The sequence below is a fragment of the Thauera sp. K11 genome (assembly GCF_002354895.1).
GTDB classification, from domain to species: Bacteria; Pseudomonadota; Gammaproteobacteria; order Burkholderiales; family Rhodocyclaceae; genus Thauera; species Thauera sinica.
In genome coordinates this window covers 2,301,142-2,320,385 of record NZ_CP023439.1, presented here as the reverse complement: position 1 = coordinate 2,320,385, position 19,244 = coordinate 2,301,142, and the positions used below count along the sequence as shown (strand labels likewise).

Annotated in this window: 17 protein-coding genes; 2 read left to right on the top strand and 15 right to left on the bottom strand. The window is 68.7% G+C overall.

Annotation, left to right across the window (positions count from 1 at the left end; translation table 11 throughout):
• Positions 1-449: 449 nt before the first annotated feature.
• The 7 genes from ispH to tsaE form a co-directional block, all read right to left on the bottom strand.
• Positions 450-1,394, bottom strand: coding sequence for a 4-hydroxy-3-methylbut-2-enyl diphosphate reductase (gene ispH, locus CCZ27_RS10085; protein WP_096447839.1), 945 nt, complete (start codon positions 1,392-1,394; stop codon positions 450-452).
• 27 nt (positions 1,395-1,421) lie between these two features.
• Positions 1,422-1,850 (bottom strand): FKBP-type peptidyl-prolyl cis-trans isomerase, encoded by a 429-nt coding sequence (locus tag CCZ27_RS10080; RefSeq protein ID WP_096447837.1) that lies wholly within the window; start codon positions 1,848-1,850, stop codon positions 1,422-1,424.
• On the bottom strand, positions 1,847-2,398 hold the full coding sequence (gene lspA / locus CCZ27_RS10075; RefSeq protein ID WP_096447835.1) for a signal peptidase II: 552 nt from the start codon (positions 2,396-2,398) through the stop codon (positions 1,847-1,849). Before lspA ends, CCZ27_RS10080 begins: the two co-directional genes overlap by 4 nt.
• The gene (gene ileS, locus CCZ27_RS10070) at positions 2,391-5,195 is read right to left on the bottom strand and encodes an isoleucine--tRNA ligase (RefSeq protein ID WP_096447833.1); all 2,805 of its coding nucleotides are present in this window, start codon (positions 5,193-5,195) and stop codon (positions 2,391-2,393) included. Before ileS ends, lspA begins: the two co-directional genes overlap by 8 nt.
• Entirely contained in the window at positions 5,188-6,177 is a 990-nt protein-coding gene (locus CCZ27_RS10065; RefSeq protein ID WP_096447831.1) for a bifunctional riboflavin kinase/FAD synthetase, read from the bottom strand. The genes ileS and CCZ27_RS10065 overlap by 8 nt, the downstream gene beginning before the upstream one ends.
• Positions 6,178-6,273: 96 nt before the next feature.
• Entirely contained in the window at positions 6,274-7,626 is a 1,353-nt protein-coding gene (locus CCZ27_RS10060; RefSeq protein WP_096447829.1) for an N-acetylmuramoyl-L-alanine amidase, read from the bottom strand.
• A complete protein-coding gene (tsaE, locus tag CCZ27_RS10055; protein ID WP_096452397.1) occupies positions 7,566-8,096 on the bottom strand; it encodes a tRNA (adenosine(37)-N6)-threonylcarbamoyltransferase complex ATPase subunit type 1 TsaE in 531 nt (176 codons plus the stop codon). Before tsaE ends, CCZ27_RS10060 begins: the two co-directional genes overlap by 61 nt.
• Here tsaE and queG point away from each other — a divergent pair.
• A complete protein-coding gene (gene queG / locus CCZ27_RS10050) occupies positions 8,079-9,170 on the top strand; it encodes a tRNA epoxyqueuosine(34) reductase QueG (protein ID WP_096452395.1) in 1,092 nt (363 codons plus the stop codon). The two genes, tsaE and queG, sit on opposite strands and share 18 nt — an antisense overlap.
• A gap of 29 nt (positions 9,171-9,199) precedes the next feature.
• Positions 9,200-9,400, top strand: a complete 201-nt coding sequence (locus CCZ27_RS10045; RefSeq protein WP_096447827.1) for a SlyX family protein — start codon at positions 9,200-9,202, stop codon at positions 9,398-9,400.
• A 45-nt stretch (positions 9,401-9,445) separates the two neighbouring features.
• Here the strand turns inward: CCZ27_RS10045 and CCZ27_RS10040 are convergent, their stop codons facing one another.
• The 8 genes from CCZ27_RS10040 to CCZ27_RS10005 form a co-directional block, all read right to left on the bottom strand.
• Positions 9,446-9,715 carry a hypothetical protein gene (locus tag CCZ27_RS10040; RefSeq protein ID WP_096452393.1) on the bottom strand — a complete coding sequence of 90 codons (270 nt, stop codon included), beginning with the start codon at positions 9,713-9,715 and terminating at the stop codon, positions 9,446-9,448.
• Positions 9,716-9,910: 195 nt separating this feature from the next.
• A complete protein-coding gene (corA, locus tag CCZ27_RS10035) occupies positions 9,911-10,876 on the bottom strand; it encodes a magnesium/cobalt transporter CorA (RefSeq protein ID WP_096447825.1) in 966 nt (321 codons plus the stop codon).
• 10 nt (positions 10,877-10,886) lie between these two features.
• Positions 10,887-14,324, bottom strand: coding sequence for a transcription-repair coupling factor (mfd, locus tag CCZ27_RS10030; protein ID WP_096447823.1), 3,438 nt, complete (start codon positions 14,322-14,324; stop codon positions 10,887-10,889).
• 247 nt (positions 14,325-14,571) lie between these two features.
• The gene (locus CCZ27_RS10025; RefSeq protein ID WP_096447822.1) at positions 14,572-15,207 is read right to left on the bottom strand and encodes a dienelactone hydrolase family protein; all 636 of its coding nucleotides are present in this window, start codon (positions 15,205-15,207) and stop codon (positions 14,572-14,574) included.
• Positions 15,208-15,301: 94 nt separating this feature from the next.
• A complete protein-coding gene (gene amrS, locus CCZ27_RS10020) occupies positions 15,302-16,375 on the bottom strand; it encodes an AmmeMemoRadiSam system radical SAM enzyme (protein WP_096452391.1) in 1,074 nt (357 codons plus the stop codon).
• A 26-nt stretch (positions 16,376-16,401) separates the two neighbouring features.
• The gene (amrA, locus tag CCZ27_RS10015; protein WP_096447820.1) at positions 16,402-16,971 is read right to left on the bottom strand and encodes an AmmeMemoRadiSam system protein A; all 570 of its coding nucleotides are present in this window, start codon (positions 16,969-16,971) and stop codon (positions 16,402-16,404) included.
• Positions 16,952-17,776 (bottom strand): AmmeMemoRadiSam system protein B, encoded by an 825-nt coding sequence (amrB, locus tag CCZ27_RS10010; RefSeq protein WP_096447818.1) that lies wholly within the window; start codon positions 17,774-17,776, stop codon positions 16,952-16,954. The genes amrA and amrB overlap by 20 nt, the downstream gene beginning before the upstream one ends.
• A 101-nt stretch (positions 17,777-17,877) precedes the next feature.
• Positions 17,878-19,140 carry an MgtC/SapB family protein gene (locus CCZ27_RS10005; protein ID WP_096447816.1) on the bottom strand — a complete coding sequence of 421 codons (1,263 nt, stop codon included), beginning with the start codon at positions 19,138-19,140 and terminating at the stop codon, positions 17,878-17,880.
• Positions 19,141-19,244 lie beyond the last annotated feature (104 nt).

Sequence of the window (19,244 nt, the reverse complement as noted above, 5' to 3'; positions counted from 1 at the left end):
TGAGAGGGGCTGTTTCGCGGCGGGTTGAACAGGCTGTGTGGCGCGGTTGCCGATGGCTGGTCGGGTGCTGGCGGGCGGGTGGTTCGGCTGGTCGCGCTGCGCGGGGAGTTTGCTCTGCGGGCTGCGGAACTCGCTCGCGATGCTCGCTCAGACAGTCCTCGCCCGCGCCGCAAACTCCCCGCACATCGCTCCGGTGATCGGGGCTCGATCGCCAAAGAAAAGGCAAAAAAGCAAACCCCGGAGGCCCTTGGCTCCCCGGGGTTTGCCTTTGGAAGTCCCCACAACGCCCAAGCGATATGCGGGGTATTCGTGGAATCGGCGAGGACTGTCTGAGCCCGAAGGGCGAGTTCCGCAGCCGATGGAACGAATACCCCGCGTAGCGCGTTTGCCGCCACTAAGGCGAGGGTGTTGAATCCCTTCTTCCAATACCGCGCCCAGCGCAGAAAAACTCAGCGAACGTCCTGCAGTTCCCTGGGCAACGGAAACGACACCTTTTCCGGCACACCATCCAGACTCCGCACCGACCCGCCGCTCAACTCCTTCAATCGCGCGATGACCTCCGCCACCAGCACCTCGGGTGCCGAGGCGCCGGCGGTGACGCCGATGCGGCGCTTGCCTTCCACCCAGGCGGGATCGATTCCGGCGGCGTTGTCGACCAGATAGGCCGGCACGCCGCGAAGTTGGGCGACCTCGCGCAAGCGGTTCGAATTCGAGCTGTTCTTCGAGCCGACCACGAAAACCACGTCGGCGTGCGGCGTCATGAACTTGACCGCATCCTGGCGGTTCTGCGTCGCATAGCAGATGTCGTCCTTCTTCGGGCCGACGATGTTCGGGAAGCGCGCGCGCAGGGCGTCGACGATGGTTGCCGCATCATCCACCGACAGCGTCGTCTGCGTGACGTAGGCGAGCCTGTCCGGATCGGCCACCTGCAGGCTGGCGACGTCGGCCGGCGTCTCGACGAGATGGATGCCGCTCTTCACCTGGCCCATCGTGCCTTCCACCTCGGGGTGGCCCTTGTGGCCGATCATGACGATCTCGCGCCCCTGTTCGCGCATGCGGCCGACCTCGAGGTGCACCTTGGTCACCAGCGGGCAGGTCGCATCGAACACCCGCAGGCCGCGGCGTTCCGCTTCTTCGCGGACGGTGAGCGAGACGCCGTGGGCGGAGAAGATGACGGTGTTGCCCGCCGGTACCTCGTCCAGTTCCTCGACGAAGATCGCTCCCTTGCCGCGCAGGTCGTCGACGACGAACTTGTTGTGCACCACCTCGTGGCGCACGTAGATCGGGGCGCCGAAACGCTGCAGCGCGCGCTCCACGATCTCGATGGCGCGCTCCACGCCGGCGCAGAAGCCGCGCGGGTTGGCGAGCAGGATTTCGCTCTGTTTGTCGTTCATTGCAGCTCTCTGTTGGCGCCGGCGGCGTCAGACCACGCCGATCACTTCGACCTCGAAGCGGACCGCCTTGCCGGCGAGCGGGTGATTGAAGTCGATCAACGCCGATTCCCCGTCGATCTCGCGCACCAGGCCGGAGTAGCGCGAGCCGTCGGGAGCGGTGAATTCCATCACGCTCATCGCCTCGATCTCCTCGTCGGGCATGTGCGCCCGCCTGACGCGTTCGACCAGTTCTTCGCGGTGAGGTCCGAAGGCGTTCTCGGGTTCCAGCTCGAAGACGTGGCGGGTGCCGGCGGCAAGGCCGACCAGCAGCTTTTCCATGGCGGGCAGCATCTCGCCCGCGCCCAGTTGCAGCGTGGCGGGCGTCGCTTCGAAGGTGCTGATCAGCGGCTGGCCATTGGGCAGCATGATGCGGTAGTGCAGTGTGACGAGGCTGCCGGGCTGGACGGTGTGGCTCATCTCGGGTTCTCCGGTGTCGGCTCGGCCTTGGCTTCGCCGTTGCTGTGGAACTGGCCCCACAGCATCAGGCCGACGCCCAGCGTGATGGCGGCGTCCGCGAGGTTGAAGGCCGGCCAGCCGTAGCGGCCGGCATGAAAGTACAGGAAGTCGACCACCGCGCCGTGCATCAGGCGGTCGATGACGTTGCCCAGCGCTCCGCCGATGATCAGCGCGAAGGCCGCGGGCAGCAGGCGTTCGCCGCGGTGGCGGTGCATCAGCGCCAGCAGCCAGCCGCAGATCACGACGGCCAGCCCGGTGAAGAACCAGCGCTGCCAGCCGGAATGATCGGCCAGGAAGCTGAAGGCCGCGCCGCGGTTGAACACCAGCACCAGATCGAAGAAAGGGGCGACGGGGATCGCCTGCCCGGGGTGGAGGCTGCCCAGCACCCACTGCTTGGTGAGTTGGTCCAGCACCGCGACCAGCGCTGCGAGCCCGAGCCAGGGCGCCATCGCGGCCGCGGCCGGTTTCCCGGCTCCGCCGCGACGATTGGACGGATTCGACTCAGGCATGCGTGCGCGTCTCTCCGTCGCCGAACAGGTTGCCGACGCAGCGGCCGCACAGGGCCGGATGTTCGGCATGGCTGCCCACGCTCTCGACGTAGTGCCAGCAGCGCTCGCACTTCTGCGCGTCGCGCGGGCTGGCGACGATGCGCTCGTCCTCGGCGGCGGCCACCTCGGACAGGGTTGCGGCCGAGGTCATCGTCACGAAGCGCAGATCCTCGCCCAGGCTCGCCATCGCGGTGAACTTGTCGGAGGTGAGGCACAGCGCCAGCTCGGCCTGCAGCGACGAACCCACCTTGCCGTCGGTGCGCAGTTGCTCGATCACCTTCAGGCCGTCGGCGCGCACGCCGCGGATCGTCTCCCAGCGCGCCATCAGGCCGGCTTCGCCCTCCTGCGCCGGCAGGGCGTGGAAGGTGTGCAGCATCACGCTGTCGTCCTTGCCGGGGTTGATCACGGCCCACGCCTCTTCGGCGGTGAAGGACAGGATCGGCGCCATCAGCTTCAGAAGCGTCTGCGTGACGTGCCACAGCGTGGTCTGCGCGGCGCGGCGCGGCAGGCTGCCGGCGGCGGTGGTGTACAGGCGGTCCTTCAGGATGTCGAGGTAGAACGCGCCGAGATCTTCCGCACAGAACACCTGCAGCGCCTGCACGATGCGGTGGAATTCCATCTTCGCGTAATCGGCTTCGGCCTGCTGCGCCAGCCGGCGCGTGACGGCGAGCGCATAGCGGTCGATGTCCAGCCACTGGTCGAGCGGCACGGCGTCCTTCTCGATGTCGAAGTCGGCCGTGTTGGCGAGCAGGAAGCGCAGCGTGTTGCGGACGCGGCGATAGACCTCGACCACGCGGTCGAGGATCTCCTTGCTGATCGACAGCTCTCCCGAATAGTCGGTGGACGCCACCCACAGGCGCAGGATCTCGGCGCCGAGCTTGCCGGTGACTTCCTGCGGCACGACCACGTTGCCGAGCGACTTGCTCATCTTGCGGCCCTGGCCGTCCACCGCAAAGCCGTGCGTCAACAGGCTGCGGTAGGGCGCGTGGCCGTCGATCGCGCAGCCGGTCAGCAGCGAAGAGTGGAACCAGCCGCGGTGCTGGTCCGAGCCTTCGAGGTACATGTCGGCGCGCGGCCCTTCGGGGTGGCCGTCGTCGTGCGAGCCGCGCAGTACGTGCCAGTGCGTGGTGCCGGAGTCGAACCAGACGTCCAGCGTGTCGCCGATCTTGTGGTAGAGGGCCGCCTCGCTGCCGAGCAGTTCGGCGGCATCGAGCTTGAACCACGCCTCGATGCCTTCCTTTTCCACCCGCTTGGCGACTTCTTCCATCAGTTCGACGGTGCGCGGATGCAGTTCTCCCGTTTCCCTGTGCAGGAAGAAGGGGATGGGTACGCCCCAGTTGCGCTGGCGCGAGATGCACCAGTCGGGGCGGTTGGCGATCATCGCGTGCAGGCGCGCCTGGCCCCACGCGGGATAGAACTTGGTGGACTCCACCGCGCGCAGCGCGCGCTCGCGCAGCGTGGAGCCGTCGGCGGTGGGCTTGTCCATGCCGACGAACCACTGCGCGGTGGCGCGATAGACCAGCGGCGTCTTGTGGCGCCAGCAGTGCATGTAGCTGTGGGTGATCTTGCCGCTCGACAGCAGGGCGCCGGCTTCGGCGAGCTTGTCTACGATGGCGGCGTTGGCCTTCCAGATGTTCATGCCGCCGAAGAAGGGCAGGTCCGAGACGTATTCGCCGCCCGCCATCACCAGCGACAGGATCTCGTCGTTGCTGCGGCCGTAGGCGCGCCACGAGTTGAAGTCGTCCACGCCGTGCGCCGGGGCCGAATGCACGATGCCGGTGCCGGCGTCCACGCCGACGTAGTCGGCCAGGTAGACCGGCGAGACGCGATCGTAGAACGGATGGCGGAACTCGATGCGGTCGAGCGCGCTGCCCTTTGCGGTGGCGACGACGGTGCCTTCCAGCTTGTAGCGTTCCAGCGCGCCGGCGACGAGATCCCGGGCCAGCACCAGCAGCCGCGCGCCGACGTCGACCAGCGCGTATTCGAGATCGGGATGGGCGTTCAGGGCCTGGTTGGCGGGAATCGTCCACGGCGTGGTGGTCCAGATCACCGCGGCGGCGGGCTTGACCAGGTCGGCCCTGCCGAAGGCCGCGGCCAGCCGGTCGGCATGGGCGTCGGTGACCGGAAAGGCGACGTCGATGGTCGGCGAGACCTTGTCGGCGTATTCGACCTCGGCTTCTGCCAGTGCCGATCCGCAGTCGAAGCACCAGTTGACCGGCTTCAGGCCCTTGAACACGTAGCCGTTCTTCGTCATCTCGGCCAGGGCGCGGATCTCGTTGGCCTCGTTGGCGAACGCCATCGTGCGGTAGGGGTCGTCCCAGTCGCCGAGCACGCCGAGGCGGATGAAATCGGCCTTCTGGATCTCGATCTGCTCGGCGGCGTATGCCCGGCACAGCTCGCGCACCTTGTCGGCCGGCAGGTTCTTGCCGTGGGTCACCTCGACCTTGTGCTCGATCGGCAGGCCGTGGCAGTCCCAGCCCGGCACATAGGGCGCGTCGAAGCCGGCCATGGTCTTCGAGCGCACGATGATGTCCTTCAGGATCTTGTTCAGCGCATGGCCGATGTGCAGGTTGCCGTTGGCGTAGGGCGGGCCGTCGTGCAGCACGAACTTCGGCCGGCCGGCGCTGGCTTCGCGGATGCGCTGGTAGAGCTTCGTCCGCTGCCATCCGGCGATCCAGTCCGGCTCCCGTTTGGGGAGGTCGCCGCGCATCGGGAAGGGGGTGTCGGGGAGATTGAGCGTCTTGCGGTAGTCAGCCATGGCGGGGTGTTCTTTCAGCCTTCGCGGCCATCGGGGTGCTTGGGCGGGGTCGGATGGGATTGCCGGCGAGCCACGCGCGGGCGGCGTCGGCATCGTGGCGGATCTGCGTCTTCAGGGCGTCGAGCGACTCGAACTTCCGCTCGTCGCGCAGCTTGTGCAGGAAATGCACCCGCAGGTGCGCGCCGTAGCATTCCTGCTGCCAGTCGAACAGATGGACCTCGAGCCGCGGCCGCGGAACGTCGGTGGCGGTGGGGCGGACGCCGATGTTGGCCACGCCGCCCACGTCCTGCGCGCCGAGCCCTTCGACGCTCACTGCGAACACGCCCGACAGCGCGGGGCGGCGATGCTTGAGCTGTACGTTGGCGGTGGGAAAGCCCAGTTGGCGGCCGAGCTTGTCGCCGTGGACCACGCGGCCGGCGATGCTGTAGGCGCGGCCCAGCAGGCGTGCCGCATGCTCCAGGTCGCCTTCGGCCAGCGCGTCGCGCACGGCGGAACTGGAGACGCGCTCGCCTTCCACGCTCAGCGTCGTCATCGATTCCACGCCGAAGCCATGCGCGCGGCCGGCTTCCTGCAGCATCGCGAAGTCGCCCTGGCGCCGGGCGCCGAAGCAGAAATCGTCGCCGATGAAGAGATGGCGCACGTCGAGGCCGCGCACCAGGATGTCGTCGATGAAGCCTTGCGCCGGCTGCGCGGCGAAGGTCGCGTCGAAGCGGCACACATGCACGCGGTCCACGCTGCTGGCCTGGAGCAGAAGCAGCTTTTCGCGCAGGGAGGCGAGGCGGGCCGGCGCCTCCGCCGGGGCGAAGTATTCGCGCGGATGCGGCTCGAAGGTGAGCACGACCGCCGGCAGGCCCATCGCGTGCGCCTTGTCGGTGAGCAGCTTGAGCAGGGCCTGGTGGCCGCGGTGCACCCCGTCGAAATTGCCGATGGTGAGCACCGCAGGTTCGTCGGCCTGCGTCGGAATCCCGCGTACGACCTGCATGACCGCCTGAAAAAAGTCGAAATTATAACGGCAAAGCCGGCCGCTGCGGTTTCAGGCGGCACATCGCCGGCCGCGGGCAGCCGGCCCGGCGGCCGCTCAGCCGAGCTGGGCGACGCGCGTGCGGTTGACCGGCGGGTTGGCGTCGAAGTAGCGCTTGATGCCGCGCGTGATGGCGCTCGCCATCTTTTCCTGGTAGCCGTCGTCGTTCAGCCGCCGCTCTTCCTCGGGGTTGCTGATGAAGGCAGTCTCCACCAGCACGGAGGGAATGTCCGGCGCCTTCAGCACGGCGAAACCGGCCTGCTCGACATCGTTCTTGTGCAGCTTGTTGATGTCGCCGATCTCGCCGAGCACCGCGCGGCCGAGCTTCAGGCTGTCGTTGATCGTCGCCGTCTGCGACAGGTCGAGCAGGGTGCGGGCGATGTGGCCGTCCTGGCGCGCGAGATTCACCCCGCCGACGAGGTCCGCATCGTTCTCCTTCTGCGCCAGCCAGCGGGCGGCCGAACTCGACGCGCCGCGCTCGGACAGCACGAAGACCGAACTGCCGCGCGCCTCGGGGCGCACGAAGGCGTCGGCGTGGATGGAGACGAACAGGTCGGCCTGGACGCGGCGCGCGCGCGCCACGCGCTGGCCGAGCGGCACGAAATAATCGCCGTCGCGCGTCAGCACCGCCCGCATGTTGGGGTGCGAATCGATCTGACGCTTGAGGCGGCGGGCGATCGACAGCGTGACGTCCTTCTCGTAGCTGCCGGCGGCGCCGACCGCGCCCGGGTCCTCGCCGCCATGGCCGGGGTCGAGCACGATCGTGAACAGGCGGTCGGCCTGCGGCGGATTGGCGCGGCGCGAGGCGCGGGGCGGTTCGCCGACCGGCGGCTGCGGATTGACGGAAGCCTGGCTGACGGGGCCGTTGCCGGTTTCGCCCATCGCCGCGTCCATCGGCGAATCCTTGCGGATCAGGGCCAGCAGCGGATCGCTCGGGTTGGTCGGATGCAGGTCCAGCACCAGGCGGTGGCCGTAGCTGCCCACCGGCGCGAGCGTGAACACCTGCGGATTCACCGGGTTCTTCAGCTCGACGACGACGCGCACCACCCCCGGGCGGTTCTGCCCGGCCCGGATGACCTTGATGTGCGGGTCGCTGTCCAGCACCTTGGACGGCAGCGACTGCAGCACGCTGTCGAGCTGCACGCCCTCCAGATCGACGACCAGGCGCTCCGGGTTCTGCACCACCATGTGGGTGAATTTCAGTTCCGAGGAGCCTTCCAGCGTGACGCGCGTGTATTCGTCCGCCGGCCAGATGCGTACCGCCACCAGGCTGGCCGGCGCCGCACGCCCCACCGGGCTGACGAGCAGCGCAAGCGTGGCGCCTGCGAACTTCAGCACCTGCCTGCGGTTCATCCCGGAACGGGCCCCGGGGTCGCGCCCCGCAATATCTTCGCCAGTTCGATCAAACATGCTTGCCCCGCATCCGTATGTCCGATGATGTCGGCACGCCGTCCGTCGGCCTCGGGCCGAAGGACGATTTCGAGGTCGGGTGGCGGAAGGTGGGGAAGGGCCTTCTCCGGCCATTCCACGAGGCACACCCCGTCCCCGCTCAAGTATTCGTCCAGGCCCGCGTCGAGGTATTCGTCCGGCGAGTTGAAACGATAAAAATCAAAGTGATATAAGTCTAATCTAGAAACGGTGTAAGGTTCAATCAAGGTGTAAGTGGGGCTTTTCACCTTGCCGTCGTGTCCGAGGGCACGCAGCACGCCACGGGTGAGGGTGGTCTTGCCGCTGCCGAGGTTGCCCTGCAGCCAGATCTTCAGCCCCGGCTGCAGCGCGAGTGCCAGCGCCGCGCCCAGGGCCACGGTGTCGGTTTCCGCCGGCAAGTGCGCCGTCAGTCGCGCCTCGCTATCATCGGCGGGGTGAATGAAGTCGATCATGAAAACCTCTCGTTGAAGGCGGACGGCGGCGTGGCGCTCGTCGGGTGCATCCGGCAGTGGGCGGCCGAACTGGGCTTTTCCGCGGTCGGTGTGGCGGGCGTCGATCTCGGCGACGCTGAAGAAGGGCTTGCGGCATGGCTGGAAGCCGGCTGCCACGGCGAGATGGATTATATGTTGCGGCACGGCATGAAACGCGCGCGGCCGGCCGAGCTGGTGCCCGGCACGCTGCGGGTCCTCAGCGCACGCATGGACTACTGGCCGCAGGCGATGCCGGGCGAAGAGGTGCTGGCCGACGGCACGCGCGCCTACGTGTCGCGCTACGCACTCGGGCGCGACTACCACAAGGTGCTGCGCAACCGGCTGCAGAAGCTCGCCGAACGCATCGCCGAGGTGGCGCCGCACGGCTACCGCGTCTTCACCGACTCCGCGCCGGTGCTGGAAGTGGAGCTGGGCAGCCGCAACGGGCTGGGCTGGCGCGGCAAGCACACGCTGCTGCTCGAGCGCGGCGTCGGCTCGTGGTTCTTCCTCGGCGAGATCTTCACCGACCTGCCGCTGCCGGTGGATGCGCCGGTTTCCGCGCATTGCGGCACCTGCCGCGCCTGCCTGGACGCCTGTCCGACGGGCGCCATCGTCGCGCCGTACCGCGTCGATGCGCGGCGCTGCATCTCCTACCTCACGATCGAACTCAAGGGCTCCATCCCCGAGGAACTGCGTCCGCTGCTCGGCAACCGCATCTACGGCTGCGACGACTGCCAGCTCGTGTGCCCGTGGAACCGCTTCGCCCGTATCAGCCGCGAGCCGGACTTCGCGCCCCGGCACGGCCTCGATGCCGCCCGCCTCGTGGAGCTCTTCGCGTGGACCGCGGCCGATTTCGCCGAACGCACCGCCGGCAGCGCGATCCACCGCATCGGCCATGAACGCTGGCTGCGCAACATCGCCGTGGCGCTGGGAAACGCGCCGGCCTCCGCCGAAGTCATCGACGCCTTGAACGCGCGCGCCGACGACGATTCCGCCCTCGTGCGCGAGCACGTGGCATGGGCGCTTGCGCGCCACGCACGGGCCGCGGCCGGCTAGAATCCCGCCGCCTGCAACCGGATGCCGCGATGGAAGACCGCCTCGAACACCTCGAAACCAAGATGATGTCCGCCGAGGACCAGCTCGACGAACTCAACCGCACGGTCTGGCGGCAGCAGCAGGAGATCGAACTGCTGCGCGAGCATCTGCGCCAGCTCGCGCAGCAGTTGAAGACCTTGCAGCCGGGCGGCCCCGGCCGGCCGGAAGACGAGATCCCGCCGCACTGGTAACGGGTGACGACGAAGGCCCGGCGCTGCCCGTCAGCGCGAAGGCATTCAGGCTGCGGCCACCTCGTGCAGGCTGCATTTGGCGACGCCGAACTCCGTTTCGACCAGCAGTGGATAGCTCGCGCCGCAGAAACGGCCGAAGCGGCTGATGTTGTAGCCGACGACGGCCCCCGGGATACGGCCGATGCGCACCCGGCGGCCGATGCGGAAACCCGCCCTGATCGCGCAATCCACCGACTGCTCGACGCCGCCGTGCCAATGCTCCGCATGGCCGTTGGGCCGTCCACCTTCAACGAGAAAAAGCGCGTTCGTGCTCATGATGACCTCGATGGGCCGGCCACAGATCCCGACCTGCAACAGTCTTAACGGCCATGCTGACGGGTGCTTGACCGCGTGGCGAGCGGCGCCTGCCCGCCATCGTGAATCGCATCACGGCAGAACGGGGCGCGTTCTCAATCAACGAATTCGCGGGCCGGGTGGTTGCCGGGCTTCATGCGGCGAACGCGCCCGCGGCTACAGCCAGCGGGCCTTCTTGAACTGCCAGTACAGCACGCCGCTCAGGGTGGCGATGATGCCCAGTGCCATCGGGTAGCCGTATTCCCACTGCAGTTCGGGCATGTGGGTGAAATTCATGCCCCAGATGCCGGCGCAGGCGGTGGCGACGGCGAAGATGCCCGCCCAGGCGGCGAGCCGCTTGCCGATCTCGGTCTGGTCGATGGCGACCATCGACAGGTTGACCTGGATGGCGGTGGCGATGGTGTCGCGGATGCCGTCGAGCGTCGTGTTGAGCCGGCTGAGGTGGTCGTAGACGTCGCGGAAATAGTGCCGGCTGCGCACGCACACCTCGGGCACGCGGCCACTGTGCAGCTTGCCCGTGGCATCCATCAGCGGGGTGACGGCGTGCTTGAGCTGGGTGACCTTGAGCTTGAGCCGGTACAGGCGGCGGATGTTGGAGCGCGCGGCGCCCTTGGTGAAGATGCGCTCCTCGAGCGCTTCGAGTTCGGTTTCGAGCTTGTCGATGATGGGGAAGTAGCGGTCGACCACCGCGTCCATCAGCGCGTACAGCACGTAGCCCGAGCCTTGCGCCAGCATCTTCGGTTCGCGCTCGCAGCGGGCGCGCACGCCGAGGAAGTCGCGCTTGCTGCCGTTGCGCACCGACAGGATGTAGTTGTGCCCGGCGAACACATGCACTTCGCCCGCTTCGAGCTTGCCGTCGCGCTCGTCGATGAGGTGCATCACGACGAAGAGTTCGTCGTCGTATTCCTCGACCTTGGGCCGTTGATGACCGTGGTTGGCGTCCTCGACGGCGAGTTCGTGCAGGCCGAACTCCGCCTTCATCTTCGCCAGTTCTTCCGGGGTGGCGTCCTTGAGCGCGACCCAGACGAAGCAGTCCGGTTTGGCCAGGTATTCGCTGATGTCCTCGACGGGAATGTCGGCGAGCTTGTGGCCGCGCTGGTAGGCGACGCAGTTGATCAGCATGGATGCCTCCTCAGGCTTTCACCGCGTCGAGCAGATCCCTGACCGCCTTCACCCGCTGCGGCAGGTCCGGCAGGCTGGCGCGGCGCACGAGCTTCTCGGGGCCGCTCATCCGCGTGTTGCGATCCTTCTGGATCAGCATGATGACCTTCACCGGGTCGATCGGTGCGTCCTTGGCGAACTGCACGGTGATCTGCGCGTCCGAGGCATCAAGTTTCTGCACGCCGTAGTCTTTCACCAGCAGGCGCAGGCGGTGGGTTTCGACCAGCGCCAGGGTCTGCGGCGCGAGTTCGCCGAAGCGGTCGATCAGTTCCTCGCGCAGCGCGCGCAGATCGTCCTCGGAGTCGCAGTTGGCCAGGCGCTTGTACAGCGTCAGGCGCTCCTGCACGTCGGGGCAGTAGTCGGTGGGCAGCAGCGCGGGGGTGTGCAGGTTGATCTCGGACACCACTTCCAGCGGCTGCGACAGGTCGGGCTCCTTGCCGGCCTGCAGGTCCTTCACCGCGCGCTTGAGCATCTCGGTATAGAGGCTGAAGCCCACCTGCTGGATTTCGCCGGACTGATTCTCGCCCAGCACCTCGCCGGCGCCGCGGATCTCGAGGTCGTGCATCGCCAGGTAGAAGCCGGAGCCCAGCTCTTCCATCATCGCGATCGCCTCCAGGCGCTTTTGCGCCTGCGCGGTGGGCTTGGCGTGCGCGTCGGTGAGCAGGTAGGCGTACGCCTGGTGGTGCGAGCGGCCGACGCGGCCGCGCAACTGGTGCAACTGGGCCAGCCCGAAGCGGTCGGCGCGGTTGATGATGATGGTGTTGGCCGTCGGGATGTTGATGCCGGTCTCGATGATCGTCGTGCACAGCAGCAGGTTGGCGCGCTGCTGGGTGAAGTCGCGCATCACGCGTTCGAGTTCGCGTTCCGGCAACTGGCCGTGGCCGACGACGATGCGCGCCTCGGGGAGCAGTTCTTCGAGGTCGTGGCGCATGTTGTCGATGGTGTCGACCTCGTTGTGCAGGAAGTACACCTGGCCGCCGCGCTTGAATTCGCGCAGCACCGCCTCGCGGATCACGCCGCGGCTGGAGGGCTGGACGAAGGTCTTGATCGCCAGCCGCTTCTGCGGCGCGGTGGCGATCACCGAGAATTCGCGCAGGCCCTCCATCGCCAGGCCCAGGGTGCGCGGGATGGGGGTCGCCGTCAGGGTCAGGATGTCGACTTCGCTGCGCAGGGCCTTCAGCGCTTCCTTCTGGCGCACGCCGAAGCGGTGTTCCTCGTCGATGACGACCAGCCCCAGGCGCTTGAACACCACGTCCTTCTGCAGCAGGCGGTGGGTGCCGATGATGATGTCGACCTTGCCTTCGGAGAGCTGCTGCAGCGCCTCGGCCTGCTCCCTGGCGGACTTGAAGCGCGATAGTTCGGCGATCTTCACCGGCCAGTCGGCGAAGCGGTCGGCAAAGGTCTGGTAGTGCTGTTCGGCCAGCAGCGTGGTGGGGCACAGCACGACCACCTGCTTGCCGTCCGACACCGCGATGAAGGCGGCGCGCAGCGCGACTTCGGTCTTGCCGAAGCCGACGTCGCCGCACACCAGGCGGTCCATCGGCAGGCCCGATCTCATGTCGGTAAGCACCGCGTCGATGGCCGTCTGCTGGTCGGGCGTGGTTTCGAAGCCGAAACCCTCGGCGAAGGCTTCGAGATCGTGCTGGCGGAAGTCGAAGCGGTGGCCGGGGCGCGCGGCGCGCTGCGCGTACAGCGCCAGCAGTTCGGCCGCGGTGTCGCGCACCTGCATCGCCGCCTTCTTCTTCGCCTTTTCCCACTGGCCGGAGCCGAGCCGGTGCAGTTCCACCGCTTCCGGGTCGGCGCCGGCGTAGCGGGTGATCACGTGCAGTTGCGATACCGGCACGTAGAGCTTGTCGCCGCCGTTGTATTCCAGGTGCAGGAACTCGGTGTCGCCCTCGCCGAGGTTCATGTGCAGCAGGCCGAGGTAGCGGCCGATGCCGTGCGACACATGCACCACCGGATCGCCGACCTTGAGTTCGGAGAGGTCGCGCAGCCAGCCCTCCATCGTGGCGGCCTTGCGCCCGTCGCGGCGGACGCGGCTGCGGGCGGTGGCGGCGTAGAGTTCGGTCTCGGTGACGACGGCGAGCCCGGCCCCGGGCAGCACGAAACCGCCGGCGAGCGGCGCGACGCCGAGGGCGAAGCGTTCGCCCGAGTCCACGAAGGCGGTGAAATCGCTGCCGGCCACCGGCCTGAGGCCGTATTCGGCCAGGTATTCGGCCATCGTCTCGCGTCGGCCGGGGGAGTCCGCCAGCAGCAGCACGCGGCCGTCGAAGGCATCGCGGAAGGCTTTGAGCTTGTGCAGCGGGTCGGTGGCCTTGCGTTCCACCGCCAGTTCGGGCAGCGGGGCGGCGAGGGCGTCGCCGGTGCCTTGGTTCAGCGTCAGGCGCGGCCGGTCCTTGAGCGCGACGAAGAAGGCTTCGTCGGTCAGGAAGAGCTGCTCGGGCGGCAGCACCGGCCGCGTGCGGTCGCCTTTGAGCAGGTCGTGGCGCGAGCGCGTGTCGCGCCAGAATTCGGCGATCGCGCCCGGCACGTCGCGGTGCAGCAGCACCGGCACGTCGGCGGGCAGGTAGTCGAACAGCGTGGCGGTTTCGTCGAAGAACAGCGGCAGGTAGTACTCGATGCCGGCCGGCGCGATGCCGTTCGACACGTCCTTGTAGATGGCCGCGCGCGTCGGGTCGCCCTCGAAGGTTTCGCGGAAGCGGCTGCGGAAATGCGCGCGGCCCTTGTCGTCGAGCGGGAATTCGCGCGCCGGCAGCAGGCGGATCTCCGGCACCGGATACACCGTGCGCTGGGTGTCCGGATCGAAGGTCTTGATGCTCTCGATCTCGTCGTCGAAGAGGTCGATGCGGTAGGGCAGCGGCGAGCCCATCGGGAACAGGTCCACCAGCCCGCCGCGCACCGAGAACTCGCCCGGGCTCACCACCTGGGTGACGTGCGTGTAGCCGGCGACCGCCATCTGCGCACGGAACTGGTCGACGTCCAGCCGCCTGCCCTGCTGCAGGAAGAAGGTGTACGCGGCCAGGTAGGAGGGCGGCGCCATGCGGTACAGGGCGGTGGAGGCGGGCACCAGCACCACGTCGGCTTCGCCGCGGCTGATCGCGTACAGCGTGGACAGGCGCTCGGAGATGAGGTCCTGGTGCGGCGAGAAGCTGTCGTAGGGCAGGGTCTCCCAGTCGGGCAGCAGGTGCAGGCGCAGGCCGGGCGCGGCCCATCCGATCTCGTCCTGCAGGCGCTGGGCGTCGAGCGGATTCGCGGTGACGACCAGCAGCATCCGCCCCCGGCTGGCGAGCTGCGCGATGGCCAGCGCATCGGCGGACCCCGCCAGCGGTGGCAGGTCGAAACGGGCGCCCGGCTTGGGCAGTGCGAGGAGGGCGAGAGAGGGCAGCAGCGAATCGAGCGGGGATGGCATGGAGCTTCGGGACAGGAGGGTACGGACGGTGCGAGCCCGAATTATAGGCGAACCGGCACCGGGCGCCTTGGCACGCGCCCGGCGCCGGGCGCGGACACGTCCATCGGATCACCCCGGTGCTGCGAGGGCCGACGCAGGGCGACCATGCGCCGCGCTTGCCGATCGAGTGGGGCGAAAGGGGAGCAGGAGGGGCGAGATCCGCTGCCCGTTCGGGATGCGGCCGGGGCGCCGGGCGGGATGGATGCCGTCAGGCGGGGCCCGTCACCGGCAGGTGCGAGGCCAGCCATTGCGCGGCGGCGATGGCGGCCGGGCGCGGATCGTCGGCGGGTACCTCGTGCCAGTCCGCCACCGTCCGCGGTATCAGCGCGAAGGCGTGTCGGGCGATCGAGGCGTGGGGGTCGGCGGGGCTGACGATGAAGCGGGTCGGCACGGTGAGTGCGCGCAGCGGCGCCGCGCCGGCGAGATCCGGCCGGCCAGCCAGGCACACCATCGCCGCGATGCGGTCGGGGACGCTGCCGGCGGCGCGGATCAGCGCACCGCAGGTGGTGCCGCCCGCGACCAGGCCGAGGGGCTGGCCGGCCAGCGGCGGCTGATGCTCGATCCAGTCGATGGCGGCAAGCAGGCGGGTGGTGAGCCTCGATACGTTGAAGCCGGCATCCGGGTCGCGGGCCGCTTCATGGCGCGTCAGCAGGTTCAGCGTCATGGTCGCGAAACCGGCTTCGTGCAGCGCGGCCGGCAGCCGCGAGCCCTCGACGTTCGGCGGGTGGTAGCCGTCGGCGGCGGGCAGCAGCGCGAGGCCGCGCACATCGGGGGCATGCGCGAGCCTGCCGTCCAGCCAGACGCCCGAGGTGGGGATGCTGATCAGGGTATTGCGCAGCTTCACGATGCCATGCCTGCCGTCGTTGCGTTCGTTCCAGGGCCGATTGTACAGAGCCGTCCTGCGGCGGGGCGCCTGCGGGGCCGCCCTTGCGCCGCCGTCACAGGCCGCGGTGGATGGCGACGGGAACGCGCTGCGCGCCGAAGGCCGGACCGTAGCGGCCGAAGCGGCCGGCCAGCGCCGTGCCGCAATCGGGACAGGTGCCCTGCGGCGTGACCCGGTAGTCGCGGATCTCGTACCAGTCGCGCACGATCAGCGGCTTGCCGCAGCCGGTACAGAAGGTGGTGCCGCCTTCCATGTCGTGGACGTTGCCGGTGTAGACATGCCTGAGGCCGTTGGCGAGCGCGATGCGGCGCGCGCGGGTGAGCGTGGCCGGCGGCGTGGGCGGGATGTCGTCGAGCTTGAAGTCGGGGTGGAAGGCGCTGAAGTGCAGCGGCACCTCGGCGCCCAGTTCCTTGTGCACCCAGCGCGTCAGGGCTTCGAGTTCGGCATCGGAGTCGTTGTGGCCGGGGATCAGCAGCGTGGTGATCTCGACCCAGACGCCGGTCTCGCGGCGCAGCCACATGAGGGTGTCGAGCACCGGCTGGAGGTGCGCGCCGCACAGCTTGACGTAGAAGTCGTCGGTGAAGCCTTTCAGGTCCACGTTGGCGGCGTCCATCCCGGCGTAGAAATCGCCGCGTGCGAGTTCGGTGATGTAGCCCGCGGTGACGGCGACCGTCTTCAGGCCGAGGGCATGGCAGGCGTCGGCCGTGTCCATCGCATATTCGGCGAAGATCACCGGGTCGTTGTAGGTGAAGGCGACGCTGGCGCATCCATGGCGCGCCGCCGTGTCGGCGATCTCCTGCGGCGAGGCGGCGTCCATCAGCCGGTCCATGTCGCGCGACTTGGAGATGTCCCAGTTCTGGCAGAACTTGCACGCCAGGTTGCAGCCGGCGGTGCCGAACGAGAACACGCTGGTGCCCGGGTAGAAGTGGTTGAGCGGCTTCTTCTCGATCGGATCGATGCAAAAGCCGGAGCTGCGGCCGTAGGTGGTCAGCACGATGCCGTCGCCTTCGCGCATGCGCACGAAACAGGCGCCGCGCTGGTCGTCGTGCAGCTTGCAGTAGCGCGGGCACAGGTCGCACTGGATGCGGCCGTCGTCGAGCTTGTGCCAGTAGCGCCCGGGGTAGTGCATCGTGCGCGTTGCCGAGGTCTGTTCCATCATGCCTCCCTCACGGCTTCCTCCCATTTCTCGACGGCGTAGCGTGCCGCCATCAAGCCGTCCACCGGCCGTTCGGCCGGCATGCCGGCCTTGCGCTTGAGCGCGGCGAGGAAGTTCCGCGGCTCGGGCAGTTGCTCCCACACCTGCGGCAGGAAGGTTGCGCTGCCGCAGCCGGAAAACAGGATGAGTCCGTCGTGGTGCGGGCGCAACTGGCGCAGCAGGTCGGCCTCGTCGGTGAAATCGATGAACTCCGGTTCGGAAAGCAGCGACACGCCGACGTGCACATCGTCGAACTCGCCCGCCGGCAGCGGCGCAAAGCGCGGGTCCTCGCTCGCCGCGGCGACGGCGTTGGCGACGACGTCCTCGCCCAGCGGCCGCTGGCGGCGCAGGCTGCCGATGCAGCCGCGCAGTTCGCCGTCCAGGGTGAGCGTGACGAAGGTGGCGCCGCGCGCGTGCAGCCGGGGGTCGTCGCTAATCAGGGGCGCCGGGCCGAGGCCGAGGTGGTGCGCGATCGCCTGGCGCGCGAGCGTCAGCAGGGTGGCGCCCAGGTCAGTGCTGTCTCGATTCATGCGGAACCTGTTCGAAGAAGGCGATGCTGGTGTAGCCGACCACGCTGTCGCGCGGGCCGGCGGTGTCGCCGGAGTTGCGCAGGTCGAGCAGTTGGGGCCGCAGTCCGTGGCGGCGCGCGACGCGGACCAGGCCGTTGATCGGCGTCGCGCCGCAGGCTTGCTCATGGTCGAGCGGGCCATCCAGCCGGAGCAACTGGTCCACGGTGGCGCCGTCCAGCGAACGCGCGTCCCGGTAGGAGTGGAAGTGCGACAGGTCGGAACTGATGACGATCAGCGTCTCCGGCCCGCCCCACAGGCTTTCGAGCACCTCGGCGACGGCCTGGTCGCTTGCGCCGCCCACCAGCAGCGGTACCAGTCGGAAACTGTCGAGCACCGTCTGCAGGAAGGGCAGTTGCACCTCCAGGCAGTGTTCCATGGCGTGCGGACGGTCGTCGGCGACGACGTCGGGCCGGGTCTGCAGTTCGGCCCAGTCGGCCTGGCAGACCGGCACCTCGCCCAGCGGCGTGGCGAAGGTCTGCGCCACCGGCAGGGCGAAGCCGGCCACCGCCATGCGGTGCGCGGGGCCGAGCAGCACCACCCGCCGGATGCGGTCGCGCAGCGGCGCGATGCCGGCGTAGGCGGTGGCGGCGACCGGGCCGGAGTAGATGTAGCCGGCATGGGGAACGATGATCGCCTTGGGCGGCATCACGCTCTCGAGCGGAACGGCGGCGGACAGCATTTCCGCCAGTTGGGTGCGCAGCACGCGGTGATCGCCGGGATAGAAGAATCCGGCGACGGCGGCCGGACGGATGGGTGCATTGGCCATGGCAGGTGCAGACAGGACGGATGGGTGAAGCCCCGGGAAGCGGCCCCCGGGCGCGCTGCGAACGTGCACCGGAGAAACCTCGGAAATCATTATAGGCGGCCTCAACCGAGCATGCGCCATGCCACGCCCAGGCCCAGGCCGAGCGCCACGGCGGCCAGGCCCGGCAAGGTGCGCCAGCCCAGCCCGCGACCGCCGATCGCGAAGGTCATCGCCGTCTTGAAGCCGAGGTTGGCGACCATGCCCAGCACCACGGCGATCACCGTGGGCTGGAGCACCAGCTTGTCCAGCGAGTACAGGCGCAGCGTGGACAGCGTGATCGCATCCACGTCGGTCAGGCCCGAGACCATCGCGAATACGTAGAGGCCGCTGTTGCCGGCGCGGTCCGACAGCCAGGCGGAGCACAGCAGCACGAGTGCGTAGACCGCGCCGAAGCCCAGGGCGGTGCGCAGTTCGGTCGGGTTGCCGGTGGCCGGCAGGACGAGTTCGCCGCCTTCGCCGAGGCGGCGCCAGTACCATGCGACGGCGCCCAGCCCGAGCACCAGCGCCAGCAGCAACGGCGTGGACAGCATCCCGATCACCCCGGGTGCGACCACCACCGCGATCACGGCGACGCGCACCACCATGACCAGGTTGGCGAGCAGGATGACGAGTGCCGCGACCGAAGCCATTTCCGGCTGGGCCCGTGCCTCGCGCGAATACACCATGGTCGTCGCCGTGCTGGAGGCCAGCCCGCCAAAGACGCCGACGAAGGCCGTGCCGTATCGCGGCCCGACCAGTTGCAGCGCCGCATAGCCGGCGAGGCCGACGCCCGAGATGAGGACCACCATCCACCACAACTGATACGGGTTCAGCGCGCCGTAGGGGCCGAATTCCCTGTTGGGCAGGATGGGCAGGATGACGAGCGACAGCACGCCGAACTGCAGGATGGAGATCCAGTCGCGCGGTTCGAGCCGCGTGGCCACCCCGCGCAGTTGCGCCTTGAAGTACAGCAGGACGGTGGTGCCCACGGCGAGCATGACGGCAAGCTCGGCGAAACCCAGCCAGGTGGCTGCGCCCAGGCAGTAGCAGATGAGCAGGGCGGCGACCGAGGTCGTGCCGGGGTCCGACGGGTCGGGGTGGCGGAGATAGGCCGCGATGATGGTGGCGCCCACGATCAGCAGGCCGGCGGCGAACGGGGCGACGCTGTCCAGGTGCTGCCCCAGCAGTGCCGACAGCGCGCCGAACATGCCGATGAGGCCGAAGGTCCGCAGGCCGGCGCGCGCCGACGGAATGCGTTCGCGCTCGAGTCCGATCAGCATGCCGATGCCGATCGCGATCAGGAAAGCCTCGATCTGGTCCGTCACCACCGGTGTCGAGAATGGCATGCGCGCGTCCTTTGGCGGGCTCGGGGACCCGGCCGGCCCGACATGTCCGGGCCGGCCGGCTACGGCGACAACTATACCGCGGCGGCGCACCGGGGCCGGCCGGG

Excerpts from the sequence above, each read along its gene's own strand:
- ispH (WP_096447839.1), bottom strand. The coding sequence starts at position 1,394 with ATGAACGACAAACAGAGCGAAATCCTGCTCGCCAACCCGCGCGGCTTC.
- CCZ27_RS10080 (WP_096447837.1), bottom strand. The coding sequence starts at position 1,850 with ATGAGCCACACCGTCCAGCCCGGCAGCCTCGTCACACTGCACTACCGC.
- lspA (WP_096447835.1), bottom strand. The coding sequence starts at position 2,398 with ATGCCTGAGTCGAATCCGTCCAATCGTCGCGGCGGAGCCGGGAAACCG.
- ileS (WP_096447833.1), bottom strand. The coding sequence starts at position 5,195 with ATGGCTGACTACCGCAAGACGCTCAATCTCCCCGACACCCCCTTCCCG.
- CCZ27_RS10065 (WP_096447831.1), bottom strand. The coding sequence starts at position 6,177 with ATGCAGGTCGTACGCGGGATTCCGACGCAGGCCGACGAACCTGCGGTG.
- CCZ27_RS10060 (WP_096447829.1), bottom strand. The coding sequence starts at position 7,626 with ATGTTTGATCGAACTGGCGAAGATATTGCGGGGCGCGACCCCGGGGCC.
- tsaE (WP_096452397.1), bottom strand. The coding sequence starts at position 8,096 with ATGATCGACTTCATTCACCCCGCCGATGATAGCGAGGCGCGACTGACG.
- CCZ27_RS10045 (WP_096447827.1), top strand. The coding sequence starts at position 9,200 with ATGGAAGACCGCCTCGAACACCTCGAAACCAAGATGATGTCCGCCGAG.
- CCZ27_RS10040 (WP_096452393.1), bottom strand. The coding sequence starts at position 9,715 with ATGAGCACGAACGCGCTTTTTCTCGTTGAAGGTGGACGGCCCAACGGC.
- corA (WP_096447825.1), bottom strand. The coding sequence starts at position 10,876 with ATGCTGATCAACTGCGTCGCCTACCAGCGCGGCCACAAGCTCGCCGAC.
- mfd (WP_096447823.1), bottom strand. The coding sequence starts at position 14,324 with ATGCCATCCCCGCTCGATTCGCTGCTGCCCTCTCTCGCCCTCCTCGCA.
- amrS (WP_096452391.1), bottom strand. The coding sequence starts at position 16,375 with ATGCACTACCCCGGGCGCTACTGGCACAAGCTCGACGACGGCCGCATC.
- amrA (WP_096447820.1), bottom strand. The coding sequence starts at position 16,971 with ATGAATCGAGACAGCACTGACCTGGGCGCCACCCTGCTGACGCTCGCG.
- amrB (WP_096447818.1), bottom strand. The coding sequence starts at position 17,776 with ATGGCCAATGCACCCATCCGTCCGGCCGCCGTCGCCGGATTCTTCTAT.
- CCZ27_RS10005 (WP_096447816.1), bottom strand. The coding sequence starts at position 19,140 with ATGCCATTCTCGACACCGGTGGTGACGGACCAGATCGAGGCTTTCCTG.